This is a genomic window from Vibrio sp. Isolate25, assembly GCF_022398025.1.
GTDB classification, from domain to species: Bacteria; Pseudomonadota; Gammaproteobacteria; order Enterobacterales; family Vibrionaceae; genus Vibrio; species Vibrio coralliilyticus_A.
On record NZ_JAKEUT010000001.1, the window covers coordinates 1,487,851 to 1,501,875 of the forward strand.

The 14,025-nt window shown below is 42.7% G+C and carries 11 protein-coding genes; 2 read left to right on the plus strand and 9 right to left on the minus strand.

The genetic code is table 11. The annotated features are described in order from the left end of the window. Positions 1-21 precede the first annotated feature (21 nt). The 8 genes from L1D15_RS06485 to L1D15_RS06520 form a co-directional block, all read right to left on the minus strand. Positions 22-492 (minus strand): chemotaxis protein CheW, encoded by a 471-nt coding sequence (locus tag L1D15_RS06485; RefSeq protein WP_239835719.1) that lies wholly within the window; start codon positions 490-492, stop codon positions 22-24. After that, positions 489-1,040, minus strand: coding sequence for a chemotaxis protein CheW (locus L1D15_RS06490; protein ID WP_239875059.1), 552 nt, complete (start codon positions 1,038-1,040; stop codon positions 489-491). The genes L1D15_RS06485 and L1D15_RS06490 overlap by 4 nt, the downstream gene beginning before the upstream one ends. A 9-nt stretch (positions 1,041-1,049) precedes the next feature. After that, positions 1,050-3,122, minus strand: a complete 2,073-nt coding sequence (locus L1D15_RS06495; RefSeq protein ID WP_239875060.1) for a chemotaxis protein CheA — start codon at positions 3,120-3,122, stop codon at positions 1,050-1,052. A 52-nt stretch (positions 3,123-3,174) separates the two neighbouring features. Next, positions 3,175-3,534, minus strand: a complete 360-nt coding sequence (locus L1D15_RS06500; RefSeq protein WP_239835716.1) for a response regulator — start codon at positions 3,532-3,534, stop codon at positions 3,175-3,177. Further along, positions 3,527-3,820 carry an STAS domain-containing protein gene (locus L1D15_RS06505; RefSeq protein ID WP_239875061.1) on the minus strand — a complete coding sequence of 98 codons (294 nt, stop codon included), beginning with the start codon at positions 3,818-3,820 and terminating at the stop codon, positions 3,527-3,529. The genes L1D15_RS06500 and L1D15_RS06505 overlap by 8 nt, the downstream gene beginning before the upstream one ends. Before the next feature lie 460 nt (positions 3,821-4,280). Next, on the minus strand, positions 4,281-6,275 hold the full coding sequence (locus L1D15_RS06510; protein ID WP_239875062.1) for a GNAT family N-acetyltransferase: 1,995 nt from the start codon (positions 6,273-6,275) through the stop codon (positions 4,281-4,283). Between the two features lie 105 nt (positions 6,276-6,380). Continuing rightward, positions 6,381-7,352 carry a ParB/RepB/Spo0J family partition protein gene (locus tag L1D15_RS06515; protein WP_239875063.1) on the minus strand — a complete coding sequence of 324 codons (972 nt, stop codon included), beginning with the start codon at positions 7,350-7,352 and terminating at the stop codon, positions 6,381-6,383. A gap of 7 nt (positions 7,353-7,359) precedes the next feature. Beyond that, complete coding sequence (locus tag L1D15_RS06520) at positions 7,360-8,577, minus strand: ParA family protein (RefSeq protein WP_239875064.1); 1,218 nt, start codon at positions 8,575-8,577, stop codon at positions 7,360-7,362. Between the two features lie 1,261 nt (positions 8,578-9,838). Here L1D15_RS06520 and L1D15_RS06525 point away from each other — a divergent pair. Together L1D15_RS06525 and L1D15_RS06530 are read left to right on the plus strand one after the other, a co-directional pair. Then, complete coding sequence (locus L1D15_RS06525; protein WP_239869094.1) at positions 9,839-11,809, plus strand: replication initiator protein RctB domain-containing protein; 1,971 nt, start codon at positions 9,839-9,841, stop codon at positions 11,807-11,809. A gap of 584 nt (positions 11,810-12,393) precedes the next feature. After that, positions 12,394-13,320: a phosphatidylinositol-specific phospholipase C/glycerophosphodiester phosphodiesterase family protein gene (locus L1D15_RS06530; protein ID WP_239875065.1), complete on the plus strand. Its 927-nt coding sequence runs from the start codon at positions 12,394-12,396 to the stop codon at positions 13,318-13,320. A gap of 58 nt (positions 13,321-13,378) precedes the next feature. Here the strand turns inward: L1D15_RS06530 and L1D15_RS06535 are convergent, their stop codons facing one another. After that, a complete protein-coding gene (locus L1D15_RS06535) occupies positions 13,379-13,855 on the minus strand; it encodes a transcriptional regulator (protein ID WP_239875066.1) in 477 nt (158 codons plus the stop codon). Between the last annotated feature and the right edge of the window lie 170 nt (positions 13,856-14,025).

A 14,025-nucleotide genomic window follows, 5' to 3' on the forward strand; every position in this document is an offset into this window, starting at 1 on the left:
CTGGTTGCTTTGTCTGATTTGCTAGGCCCAACTCTCTTCAGCTCGGTCAGGTACTGCTAACTCTGCCACGTCGAACAGAGCTTCAAGTTTTATTAAAATCAGATGGCCATTTTCTACAGAAGCAATACCTCTGATATAGCTATGGTCAACTGAATGCGATACGTGTGGCGCCGGCTTTATTTGTTCATCCAGCAATGAATAGACTTCTGAAACGCCATCAACGATGATGCCTAATGGATGCATCTCAGCATCATTGAGCACAATAACAACCGTGGTAGTACTTATTTCAGCAGGCGGTAATCCAAAACGCGCGCGTAAATCAACAATAGGCACGTACTCCCCACGAATTTCCAGCACCCCGAGCATATACTCTGGAGAGTTCGGAATTTCCCGAATAGAGCTCCAGCCACGAACTTCTCGGACATCAAGAATAGGCACACCGTATTCGTCATCGCCGAGAACAAAACTCAAAAACTCTTGTGGCATGATCATGTCTCTCTCCTCAAAATTCGGTCGATATTGAGAAGCTCTTCCGTGTTCAGCAAAGACATAACCTGATCACCCACATTCATCAAACCTTGTAGGTAAGGGGTAACTAGAGACTCCCCAACGCTTGGGTAGAGCTCATTTTGTCCCTGGCTGACTACATCGCTGACAGCATCAACGACAAGCCCCATCAGTCGCTCACTTTCTTCGGCCCGTAGACGAAGCACAATCACAACGGTCGTAGGAAAATATTCACATGTACCAATCTCAAATCGGCAGCGTAAGTCAATCACAGGTACTATCATGCCCCTTAGATTAATCACCCCTTTCACATATTGAGGCGCACGTGGTATTGGCGTCGGTCGCTCCCAGACTCGAATTTCTTCTACATCCTTTATTTCAACGCCATATAACTCATTTTCGAGTTTAAAACTTAAAAAATCGGCACTTTGCGACACTCCTTCTTCACTCACTTGTTCAAGAATAGCCTGAGTTTGCGCTTCAATAACTTGTCGCGAGTCGGTGGTACTTCCTGTCACTAGAGCTGTTTCCATCCATCCTCCCTACGCTGCTAAGCCGCTATGGGCTGAATCCGAGGTACGTTTGAGAAAGTTCGTAATCAGCCCCTGAATATCGAGAATCAATGACACAGAGCCATCACCTAGAATGGTCGCACCGGATATCCCAGAAACTTTACTGTAGTTGGACTCAAGGCTTTTAATCACCACTTGCTGTTGATCAAGCAACTCATCAAGCAAAAGCCCAACTCGATTGCCAGCAGCTTCAACAAAGCACAGAATTCGTTCATCTAAAGCGCCACTTTTCCCCATTTCTAACTCTTCTTGTAAGCGCAATATAGGAATGTTTTCCTCACGCAGTCGATACAACTCAATGCCTCCAGAAGCTAACTTGATACAACTTGTATCAATCTGGATGGACTCCACTATGGTTAATAACGGGATCACATACACTTCCCCACCAACTTTGACCAGTTGGCCATCCAGTATTGCCAGAGTTAAAGGGAGGTTGATCGTAAAGCAGCTACCAACGCCCAGTTCAGATTCAACTTCAATGTGCCCACCCAGTTCTTCAATGTTTCGTCTGACCACGTCCATACCCACACCACGTCCAGAAATATCTGACACTTCCTCTGCTGTAGAAAAACCGGGAGCAAAGATCAGATTCATGATCTGTTTGTCGCTGATGTCTTCTCGGCGAGCATCTGGCGCTAATACGCCTTTCTCTGTCGCTTTGTTCCACAACTTGTCACAATCAAGTCCAGCACCATCATCCTTAATTTCTATCACTATGGCGCCACCTTGATGGTAAGCATTGAGTTTAATGACACCTTGTTCAGGTTTACCGCGTTCTAAGCGAGTTTGAGGTTGTTCGATACCATGGTCGATACCATTTCGGACTAAGTGCACGAGAGGATCCACAATGCGTTCCAATACGGTTTTATCCAATTCAGTCTGTTCGCCCTGAATTTGTAAATCGACCTGTTTTTCAAGACGGTTAGATAAGTCGCGAACAAGTCGTGGAAAACGACTAAACGCAAAGCTCATAGGTAACATTCGGATATTAAGAACATTCTCCTGAAGATCTTTACTATTTTGTAGTAACTGCGCTAAGCCGACTTTGAGTTTTTCTAGCTTATCAATCGTAAAGTCGTTGCCAATTTCGGTAAGCATAGATTGAGTAATAACAAGCTCTCCCACTAAGTTGATCAGGCCATCGACCTTATCGATATCCACTCGAATAGAGCTCACACTGGTTTCGGATTTGGCGGCTTTGGGTGACTTTGGCTCTGTTGTCGCCAGTGATGGCGGTGCTGCTTGTTGAGCCATAATTTCTTCTTCTGGTGAGCTTTCAACAGAATCTGGAGATTGCGAGACAAGTTCAATCCCTAGTTCACACTCGTCTTCAACCCATTCAAATATTTCTCGGATATTCTCCTCTTCAACCGCTGCATCAAGGCTCGCTTGCCATCGCAGGTAACACAATTCGGCTTCTATCGCCTCGATCTCAGGTAAGAAATCAGTATTTACGGTAATAACGCACGAAGGGTGAAGATCTTTGAGTTCACGTAAGATTCTGAGGGGATCGTTTCCACTGAAGAACATTTCTGGGTGAGGTTCGAAAGTCACAAGCCAGTCACCTGCATTTCCAGAAGCATCAGATAAAGCTTCGTCATTATTCTCCAACGAGGACATTAAGCTGCCAGATTCGGGCTCTGAATTGATCGCCTCTGCACCCAATAATCTTTGGAGTTGCGCGCTGACTTCTTTTTGCAGCTCAGTATCTACGGCCCTACCAAGCTCGTGTCCTTCCAGCATGCTTTGAATGCAATCGCCACTTTTGAGGAGTAAATCCACGGTTTCTGCGGTGAGTTCTCGTTCATTATTCCGAACTAAATCGAGATAAGCTTCTACAGAATGGGTAAATTCACTGATATCGAACAAGTTGAACGTAGCTGCACCACCTTTAATGGAGTGAGCGGCACGAAATATAGTATTAATCGACTCCTGCTCGAGAGACGTAACATCCAGATTGAGCAGTACATTTTCCAACACTTCAAGATTTTCACGACATTCTTCGTAAAACATCTTGCGCAATTGTTCCATATCTAAAGCCATAAGCTTTTCCTGCCAGACGACGTTGTAAGTGAATTATTGTTTTATTTGTGTCTTAAATAACGCGTTTTAGCGTTTTAAGTAATGTTTCAGGATTAAACGGCTTGACCAGCCAGCCCGTTGCACCGACTAATTTTCCTTGCTGTTTTTTCTCAGTGCTGGTTTCTGTCGTAAGCATTAAAATGGGAGTAAATTTGTACTGTGGTTTATCTCTTAATGCTTTGACCAGCTCAAAGCCCCCCATATTGGGCATATTGACATCCGAAATCACCACATCAAACTTATTACTAGCAACCTTGTTTAGTGCTTCTCGTCCATCATTCGCGGTTTCCACATCGTAGCCAGCATCACGTAATGTGTGACTCACCATCTGACGAATGGAGACCGAATCATCTACTGCAAGAATCTTAGTCATTTGGATTACTCTCCGACTTTAGGTTTAACTCAAACACCTCTTGCAAACCTAGCGTCTCAATTCCCTCGAGAAGGACATCGCTCGGTTTTAGCAATTGGATCGTTCGTTGATTCTTCTTTGCGGAAATAAAAAGAGAAGAGAGGAGCTGTATGCCAGCGGCATCCACTCTGGCAACTTTATCTGCGCCGAGATGGATAGCCTCATGAGTGGCAAGCCATTCTTGATATTGAGTCGTAGCATCTAGTACCGTCGAAATGTCTAGAGACTCAGGAAGTAAACATTCCATGTTTCAACCTACACTTTTCTTATAGTTTCCTAGCCGTTATGGAAGCTTTTCGCTTAATTTTGAGTGTAGGAAGGAATAGATATTTAGCAAACAAACCCTGACATTTTATGAATCCAAAATCATATCTTCATCGTTTGATAAAATTTCAATACTTTGTTTTTTAAACACTTAAAGCTGAAATACTCACCCAAAAAATTTCCATACTTTTTTCAGGTCAATAGCATTTTTTATGCAAATCAAAAGCATTATTTAAGTTTGTCATCATTAACTGAACTCAAGTATCGAATGTTTACACTGTAAATAGCACATTCATAGCGAAGAGGTTTCAGCTTTATGAACACAAAAACCTTAGAAAGGACTAATAAGAGGATGAATGAATAAGATGATTAATCACTGTCCGCCGCTTTAAGGCGAGCAGGAAGGTGACATCAATTATTTTTACAGTGTAAATTATCGCACACTACACTAAGGTTGAATCAAGCAACGATTGAATATCGGCTCTTAACTGGAGTTCCGTTTGCTTTCTACCACTCAACTCAAACTCTTCACAGCACATTTGCCAACTACGTTGCTGTATCAATTTACGAATCATCAAATCTGAACTATTTTGTAGCGCGGCTGGTGAAGATAATAGCCATGAGGCGATAAAAGAGGCAACGCTCTCGTACCCAACTCCACCTTCACAATAACGACGAATTAGCGTAAAAAACTCACCAATCTCAACGGAAGCATCTTCTTTACGCAATAGATTACGTACAATGTCAGTTTCAATGTCATTGAACACATTGCCTAATAGGTAAGGCATCGAAAGCTCAAAATGACGCTCTGCACTTTCCATCCAATCAGGGCTGCCCTTTATCATAAGCACAGAATGGCATCCACTCGCTTGATCACGCTGAACACCAAGCCTGACTGGAGAGAAGCCATTCTTGCGCCAAAAATGAAGTAATTCTTTAGTCGCACCAAAGCTGGTGGAGATAAATGCCTTATCACAGTGCAGAGACAACTGCTCCAACATAGCGGAACCGATCCCTTGGCCCTGGTAATTTGGGTGAGTCGCTATACGCATAATACGTAAACTCATCTGCCGAGCAGCATCACTCAAGCCAAGTTGTGCGGCCAATATAACAGGCACTAGGTGCCCTTTAGGTCGACGAACACCTTGTTGAATGGAGTCAATCAATGATTGCTCTAATCCCCCTTCAGTAATGGTGAGTATGCAGCCAAGGCAATCCTGATGACTAAACGCAGCAAAAAGTGCAATGGACTCATCTTCCAATAACAGCATTAAATCATTAGGTGATGTTTGATAGTGCGCGTTAACTAACAAGGCAAAACAAGTACGCAGCAAATCAGAGTTATTTAGGAGTTGCTTTTTATCGAGCTTTCGGAGCATTATGCGCGCTGTCGAGGCAACATTAACTGGCGCGATTTCCGTATTGAGGAGAAAAGTGTCAAACAGCCAGCTTTCCAAAGGGTCATTCGCATTCCAACGAATAGGCTGTTCTAGATGGTAAAACACTGAACCAGCTCTTTTCTGCTTTAGCCAATGCTGAAACTTGAGCGTGAAACCTCGACCACAGCCCTCATAACCATGAACTGTCGTCGAAAATACGCAGCGATGATGGCGCTCAACCATCTTCTGCAACATAGGAATGGGAATTGCCGATGCTTCATCGACTAAGAGGAAATCACACTCTGGCCCCTGTCTGAGTAGCTCATCAGGAGCGATGAATTCGAGTGAAGCGGCATTAAAGCGAACCAGGCCTTTTTTGTGCAACGCATCAGGTAACAAACGCCGAGCATGTTCAAATACAGGCGCGACAGTAGCCAAGCTTGGTGCCGTGACCAAGATACGAATATCACGGGATTGCATCAGTTCAGCAGCTGCAATCCCCAACGCACTACTCTTCCCTCTTCCTCGGTCAGCAGTCATGACCAAAGGTCGTTTACGATGGCCTTCTACCACTTTACGAATCTTCTCCACAGCAAGTTTTTGCTGAGAAAAAGGCTCTGCGTCAAAACTATCAACTAAAGGAGGTGGAGGTAATGGCCGAGTTTGATCGATATTAATTAGACGCCTCAATGCGACACTTAACCATTGCATGGATAGCGATAAAGGGTTGGAGGTCGAAGGTAGAATCACAACTATACCTCCACCTTTGACGCAGCCTAGTGCTGCACTAAAAGAATTAGCATCAAAGCCAGAAGAGAAATCGCAAATCAACAACGAACATTCTTGACCAAGTAAACGCTGACCATGCTTGTAAGGAACACTATAGATATTGTCATCACAACTTTCTCCGCCAAGCTGAAAAATACTCGAGTTAGCGTACAAGGCTTTAATGATGGACAAGGCATTGTCTTGCCATGGCAAGTCACCATTAAGTACAACGCCAAACCTATGATTTGCCTGACTAGCAGAGTGAACCAACTGAGAGAAATAATTGTGCATGACCGGTGTCAGATTTCGGGAGATAAGCGAATTATAACAATTCAGAGCGATAAATGAGAGATAGAAAAAAAGCCGCTCATCGCGGCTTTCATCTACTGATTCTGATTACTTCAACTTAGACGAAACAAAGTCGAGAATTTCCTGCATAGTGGCGTCGTCCACTTTCTTTAGATTGAGCGCTAAATCAGCCCCTTTACGACTATAACTGACTCTTCCCTTGATCAGCTCAACCTTACGCGTTGTCGAACGTTTACTTGGAGAAAACTCTTCAATCCATTGTTCGATCGTTTCAGACACATCTTTGGTGATGCGTGCCACGCCTTGAGCTTGGCTGCGTTGCCAAACAAAACCGTCAGTTGACTGGCATTTATCCAAAAGCTTAGCTCGATTTTCATCACTCAGCGCGTTAAATTGTTTATGTAACTTCACGATGGTAGGACGACCTAAGTCTGCGACATTGGGGTAGGCCTGAAGCAGAGTTAAAGGCAAATCCGCCGCTTTCAATGCTCCGCTGACCAAAGCTTCGCTGCATTGGAACATCTTCGCCAAAGCTTTCTGATCTTCAGCTTCACCACTTTCCAGTTTCGCTTTCATCTCTTTACCTTTTTCGTACAGAGATAGAGGCTTATGCGCGTTTGCAACATCAGACAGGAACTTGGCATGACCGCTATTGATGTTTTCGGCAACGTAAATCAGGAAGTCTTTTTCAGCTAGAATACAAGACATGCGACGACGACTACCATCGAGCACTTCGATCTTGCCATCTTCACGTTTGCGACCCACTGCTGGGTACTGCTGCCCACGCTCTTTTAGCGTAGCAAGAACATCCGATAGAGCATGTTCATTCAAGAACGACTGTTCGCGTGCGTTTTCAGCAAATACTACGGTTTCATCAGCAACTTGGCTAGCGGGAATACGCAATAGCTCAAAGGTCACCATCTCTTCGCCCGCAACGGACAATTCAATCACCTGAGCCTGCTCTTTCGCTGCTTTCTGTGCTTCCTGCGGGGTCGCCACATGGCGCTTGTTCGTTTTACCAAACAGTCTTGCGTTTAAATCTGAAGTCTTAATTGCCATAGTCTAATTACCCCTGATTGAGTGATGACCAGTTGCTATGAAGGACACGCTCAAGCTCTAAAGCACTCTTTTGTACCGCATCTTGCGCTGTGGCTAATGTCTTTTTACCACCTTCAAAATCACCTGTCGTCAAATCAAAAACAGTGCTATAGGTATCAGCACAGGTTTCAAATGCACGGCTACGCGGAATCGTGGCCATTGTCACCTGATCACCCAACAAATAGTTCATTTCCGTCAATACAGCGACCTGCTTCTTGTTGTCATCTTCAAACATAGTAGGCATCAAGCGAACAAACTCAAGCCCCTGCCAATCGTCTGGGAACATCTCATACACTGTCGGTAAATGCTGGAAGAAGTTAACCGTTGATGCCCAGTCTAAGCGTTTCGCCGCACATGGGATCAGCAGCGCATTCGAAGCATACATCGCATTCCACACCAATGGATCAACGTGTGGACCAGTATCAATCATGATGATATCGAAATCATCAGCAATTTGATCGATGAGCTTCTCTTTTAGTAGCTTTACGATATCAAGCGATTGATTTTGCGATAAGTTTTGCCACGCCTCAGCATTAAACATTGCATCTTCAGGGAATGCCGATACTGTTTTCAGGTTTGGGTATTGAGTTGGTAACAAGACATTTTTATGTAGAAATTCTTTGTCGACTTTCACACCTTCAGGCACGTTGTCGAGCATAACATCTACAGCTGAGTAAATGTTATCGTGGTCAGTCAGACTGATTTGTGGATTAAGGAATAAACGCAGAGAGCCTTGAGGATCCAAGTCAATCAAACAGATACGGTAACGTTTATCAAGATTTAATGCTAAACAAGCGGCTAAATGTACCGCCGTCATGGATTTTCCTGTTCCCCCTTTTTGGTTTTGAACATTGATAATCCATGGTTTGTTGTCATTATTCTTCTTACGCTCATGGAACTTTGCAACTCCAGCAGCATCCATTAACATATGAGCTTCTTGCAGTGAGATCGAATAGTGGTTTGCATTATTCTTAGTAAACTGGTGACCCGCTTCTTCAAGTTTACTAATCGCATCATCCAACTTACGACGAGTCAGACCAGAACGAGTCTCCATCAAAGCTTTTGACATTGGCGGGAAATGCTCATCGCTGCGCTCTTCTAAAACAATCTCAATTCGATCGGCTTGAACCTGAGCAGTTTGCTCAGCCAGTTGAATGAGACTTTCAATTGTCTGTTCTCTTTTCATTGCCAAGTTCCATTATTAGTGACGGAAACCAATTGTACAGCATAACAAACCAAAAACAACAAAAAGGTGAACGTACATTCACAGACGATAATCACATTAATAAGAGAATTTTTTATCAATTAAATGAATTTGCAATTAATTCATCATTATTCGTCTTGCTAATTTTGCGCATAATCACCCTCTTAAAACACATTAGATTTAAAGTGTTACAACATCACTTATTTACAATGTAAAGGAAACATCTCCAAAAAATAAGAAATTAACTCGGAACGATTGATATCTGCCCATAATTTACGGTCTGTGTCATTTCAATTCGTGAGCCCTTAATTCAGCGCCTATATTCCATACAATAGGACAGACCTTAATCGGAAAGCTTGGAAATAACTTTTGCTAAGAAATACGCTAGGAATCGAAACGATGATCAAGGCGTTTACTTTGATCATGCTTTCAAGGTGAAATCATCTTCAAAGAAGCATGATCAAGGAAAAATAGTGCTTCGTTAAAAGTTTAAAGCTCTCACTTTCAAAAGATCCTTACTCGGATCAATGATCAAGTAATTCCATGCTTCGGAAGCATGTAAAAAAGGAGATAAATTACGGAAGAATGCAGACGAACTAAGGCATTGAGTCAATAAAGCAAATCAAGAGTACAAATCGAGGGACAAAAGTCATAATATTCTAAGCTGGTGTTCCTACATGATCATGCTTTCGTTCGATAGGCTAATCAATCAAAGTAATGCCAGTGGAAAGGAAAGATGTCAGATGGATTTCAAATTGATGAATAAACCAACAAGTTTAATCGTATTCGGTCATTTTCTTCCTACATCTTGATCATCGTTTCGTTGTTAAAACCAAAAATACACACTAAACAGGGCTCATTACTTACAGCAAATCGCTTTTCACTGTGGATAAAGTGTGAGTCTATGATGATCATGCTTCAGACGTAGTAATGATCATGCATTCGCTAGAGTAATGATCATGGTTCTGTAAGTATCTGATCATGCTTTCCTCTTTTTTATGATCATGCTTTCGTACATATCATGATCATGCTTTCAGATGTGGATAAAAAAAGTTCATTAATAACATGAGCTTGCAATGACAACTTGGTTCAGATCATTAGATCATATAATCAATAAAGATCATTTAAATCAGAAAGATCAGTTATTCAAAACAACAAGTTTTCTCTTTATTTATAAGGCTTTTTTCTTTATCCTGTCGGAACCATAGCAATATTACGGCTAACGTGACACGGATCATAATAAATGAGCTCAGAAGAAAAAGTATTGATCAAAGCTCCTAGGAGTCATAAAGATGGACATATGTTTGAAGTGTCCGAAGCCGCCGTAAATTGGATCGAGCAATATCAGCATTTCAAAGGCGTGACTAAAAGCATCGTTGAGCTTTTGAATCTAATTTCATTACAAGGTTTTAGTAGTAAAGATGGTTTAGTATCTACTACAGAACTGATTGAGGCGACAGATGGTCAACTGACTCGAGCCGCAATTCAACAGCGTTTGCGTGCAGCTGTAAATATTGGCCTCTTTCAGCAAATTCCGGTCCGTTTTGAAGAAGGCCTCGCCGGGAAAACCATGTTGCACCGCTTTGTAAACCCAAATCAGTTGATCTCTGTTCTTGGAGCCACCAGCTTGATGACAGAGTCGGTAAAGCAAAGCGAGAAACAAAAACGATCTAAAGCTCTGGCACAGACACACGTCAATAAACGGTTATTGAATGAGCATGGCCTAAATACACCACCAGCGATGAAAGATGAAGCAGACCAGTTTGTGGTTTCACCGACTAACTGGGCGGGTATTATTGATCAAGCTTTAGCGCCTCCGCGTACTCGTAAACAATATCAAAAGAGTATGGTTTTGATCTCTGGCACCAAAGCTGTGATCGAAACACGTTCTTCGAAGAACATCATGACCGTCGATGATCTTATGACGCTGTTCGCGCTATTCACTTTGACAGTTCAATATCATGATCATCACCAACATCAGTACCAGCTGGACGCAAAACAAACCCCTAATAAAACCCCACTGTACATTACTGATATCTTGTCTTTACGGGGTAAGAAAGACAGTGGACCGGCTCGTGATTCGATCCGTGACAGCATTGATCGAATCGAATTTACCGACTTTCAATTACATGAGCTGACAGGCCGTTGGTTGAGTGAAAATATGCCAGAGGGTTTCAAGAGTGATCGTTTTCGCTTTTTGGCCCGCACTATCACGGCATCGGAAGAAGCACCGACAGAGGGGGCTGACGGCGAAATTCGTATTAAACCCAACTTATATATATTGGTATGGGAACCTTCTTTCTACGAAGAGTTGTTGACTCGTGACTATTTCTTCCTTTTCCCTCCAGAAATCTTGAAACAGCACACTTTGGTTTTCCAGCTCTATAGCTATTTCCGAAGCCGCATGTCTCGTCGTCATACCGACGTGATGTTGCTTAGCACACTCAATCAGAAGTTAGCGCGTAATATTGAATGGCGCCGATTCTCGATGGATTTGATCCGCGAATTGAAAAAGTTATCGGAAGGGGAGGGCACGGACGATCTGTTTAAGGTCAATCTATGGGGTTATCACCTAACGATCTCCACGATCGTAGAAGGCGGTAAGATCAAAGACTACCAGTTTGACATCAAGTGTGATGCTGAAGAAGTGCTTCGTTACTCGCGTGCTCGCACGACCAACGCAGGTAAACGTAATATGGCCCCTACGTTGCCTAACCCACTGCGTAATGAAATGGTCACTAAGCAGCAGTTAGATGAAATGTCGCAGATTATTGATGGCGAGTTTGAACCCATCCAGCGCAAAGAACGTTCTCCAAAAGGAAAATTGGGACGTAGAGTTAAAATCCGTAAGCATTTAGTCGAGATCAATGCAGACGAAATTACCATTACCTTATCCAAGTATACCTCTCCAGAGGCCCTAGAGCGCTCTATAATGGCTTTGGCTGCGATGACAGGGCATTCACACAACTCGATTCAGGAAGAGTGTCAGGAGCTCATAGAGAAGCTTGATTTCCTTCGTGTAGGAGACGAAATCATTCCGTACGAGACACTAAGCAAGTTGATTGAACTTTACAACGGGCAGAGTGAAAATAAACACTTATCCATTGAACGTCTAATTGCTGGTCTCGCAGTGAGACGCAAAGTGTGTAAACAAGTTCATGAAGGGCACCTTGATGAAGGTGTGTTTAGAGTACTTGATGAAGTGGCGGTATAACCCTAGATACTCGTACACATAATGAATTGCCAGCATGTGCTTGCTGGCTTTTTGATATTATTTCTCTGTGTTACATACCTAGTGTGAATAGACAAACCTACTACATTCCCCTGACAGTGAACTGACATTGCTCACCGGGGAGTTGGATATTATTTATCCCGAATAGACAACCTTTTGTCCTTTCTGATGAATAAGGGATTTGGATTATCCCTGATAGATTGGCTCATATTGTTACATTCATTCTGAATTGTTTGCGAGTTCTTTTGAACTCGCTTTTTTTTGTCTAAATTTCTTCAAGTATTGAAAGCATGATCAAGGGGGCTCTTGATCATTGTTCCGTCAATCAAGGATCTTTCATTTCTGTAGTTCTAATGACAAAAAACAACGATTTCTCTCCCTAAAAGATTCGTATTGTAAATGTAATTTTATTATTTAAATCAGATCCTTATTCCATCTATTTCCTCATAAATATTAATTAGCTCTCGTTCATTTTTTGTTAATGGAAATGTCATTTCTTACTTCAATGATATCCCCGCATTACGTGTGCAGTGTTTCAATTTACTTATTGGATATTAAGAAAAAATATGATGGATTTTGCCAGATTGGTACGCATAGTACTTATTGCACTCAGTTGTTTAGTATTGAGTGCATGTGATGAAACAGACAGTGAAATAGAGACAGAAATTACTGAGACCGTTCGCTCCCATTCTCATAATGACTACTATCGAGAAGAGCCTTTTCATGGTGCAGCCGAGTTGGGCTTTGGTAGTTTTGAGGCGGATGTTTACTATAAGGCTGGTTATGAGGAGGTTCTCATTGCTCATGATGAAGACGATTTGGTCAATGAATGGAAATTTGATGAGCTTTATGTCCAACCGATAGTTAACCATGTCAGAAATAACCAACAGCAAATGTATGATGGCTGGGACTATACGGCTGTTCTTCTGATCGACATCAAAACACAAGCTGCTTTCACTTGGCAGGCGGTAGAAAAGGTCCTTAAGCAATATCCTGATGTGTTTAGTCGCTACGAAAACGGTAAAGTATATCAAGGCCCTGTTACTGCGATCATTTCTGGTAACCGCCCAATAGAGTTGATGCAGCAGCAGCAAACTCGTTACTCGTTTGTCGATGGGCGTTTAAGCGATCTTGATAAAGGGTATTCTCCAACTCTTATGCCGCTGATTAGTAATAATTTTGATCATTTTGATCAAGAACAATTTGGTAATTTTGATGGGACAGGGGAATGGCCAGAAGAGGCCCTTGCGGAACTGGAGAGAATCATCACAACAGCTCATGCAAATAAGCAGAAGATTCGCTTTTGGGCGACACCTGAGGACGATGCCGAAACACGCGACACAATATGGGGTGAACTAACCAAAGCTAATGTGGACTACATCAACACTGACCTATTGCAGACCCTTCATGATTGGTTATTGGTTAATGATCCACACCCAGATATGCCGGGGTTGAATTGGCTAGATCATCCTGATTGGCAGCCGATGGATTAGTAAAAATGACGTAGTAGGGAGATTATGGCAGCGTTACTCGCTGCCATGTTATGAGGATTCAATGGCATAGTGTGGATGAACCTTGATCATTGTTCCGTGACTCATTCCAACTTTGTGCCGCCATAAACTGCACATGAGCATCTACCCATTGATGTGATGTCTCTAGCCAACGGCTATGAGTCTGTTGGCGACAAAACTCCAAGCCTATTACTGTTAGGTGTTGCATTTGCATCATACACCAATGTTTCAATGCCAGTTCACTGGCCGAGTTAGTAACCACTTTTTGTAGCTTACTGTAGGCAAGTTGTAAGAATTGGTAGGCCTTGTTAGGAGAGGTGTATCGCTCGCGCTCAAAGATACGCAAGCAACCATCTAACCAGCACGCAATAGCTTTACTTTGTTGTTGTGTGATGCGTGGTCCCCAAATTTGCTCTGGTGGTGATAGGATCAATGACTCGAGAAGCTCTCCTTGATCATGCTTTCGAGATTGATACCAGAGTCCCATTTGCTTCACCCACGTATCTAATTGATTCATATCGCCCTCGCTCAAGTGCTTCAACTTATTTGATCTACCTTTTCGATTGCAATTTTCTCGCAGAGCAGATCAACCTCTAGACAATAGTGTGGTTCATGGTTGAGTTATTAACCAAGTAGCAGGGCAGAAGGATGTGTTATTGGGTGGGCTGAAGCCGTGGCTTGATAAAC

What these genes read in the sequence shown, in the direction of transcription:
- L1D15_RS06520 (WP_239875064.1), bottom strand. Translation starts at nt 8,577, where the DNA reads ATGAAAAGAGAACAGACAATTGAAAGTCTCATTCAACTGGCTGAGCAA.
- L1D15_RS06490 (WP_239875059.1), bottom strand. Translation starts at nt 1,040, where the DNA reads ATGGAAACAGCTCTAGTGACAGGAAGTACCACCGACTCGCGACAAGTT.
- L1D15_RS06525 (WP_239869094.1), top strand. Translation starts at nt 9,839, where the DNA reads ATGAGCTCAGAAGAAAAAGTATTGATCAAAGCTCCTAGGAGTCATAAA.
- L1D15_RS06505 (WP_239875061.1), bottom strand. Translation starts at nt 3,820, where the DNA reads ATGGAATGTTTACTTCCTGAGTCTCTAGACATTTCGACGGTACTAGAT.
- L1D15_RS06500 (WP_239835716.1), bottom strand. Translation starts at nt 3,534, where the DNA reads ATGACTAAGATTCTTGCAGTAGATGATTCGGTCTCCATTCGTCAGATG.
- L1D15_RS06515 (WP_239875063.1), bottom strand. Translation starts at nt 7,352, where the DNA reads ATGGCAATTAAGACTTCAGATTTAAACGCAAGACTGTTTGGTAAAACG.
- L1D15_RS06485 (WP_239835719.1), bottom strand. Translation starts at nt 492, where the DNA reads ATGATCATGCCACAAGAGTTTTTGAGTTTTGTTCTCGGCGATGACGAA.
- L1D15_RS06510 (WP_239875062.1), bottom strand. Translation starts at nt 6,275, where the DNA reads ATGCACAATTATTTCTCTCAGTTGGTTCACTCTGCTAGTCAGGCAAAT.
- L1D15_RS06495 (WP_239875060.1), bottom strand. Translation starts at nt 3,122, where the DNA reads ATGGCTTTAGATATGGAACAATTGCGCAAGATGTTTTACGAAGAATGT.
- L1D15_RS06530 (WP_239875065.1), top strand. Translation starts at nt 12,394, where the DNA reads ATGATGGATTTTGCCAGATTGGTACGCATAGTACTTATTGCACTCAGT.
- L1D15_RS06535 (WP_239875066.1), bottom strand. Translation starts at nt 13,855, where the DNA reads ATGAATCAATTAGATACGTGGGTGAAGCAAATGGGACTCTGGTATCAA.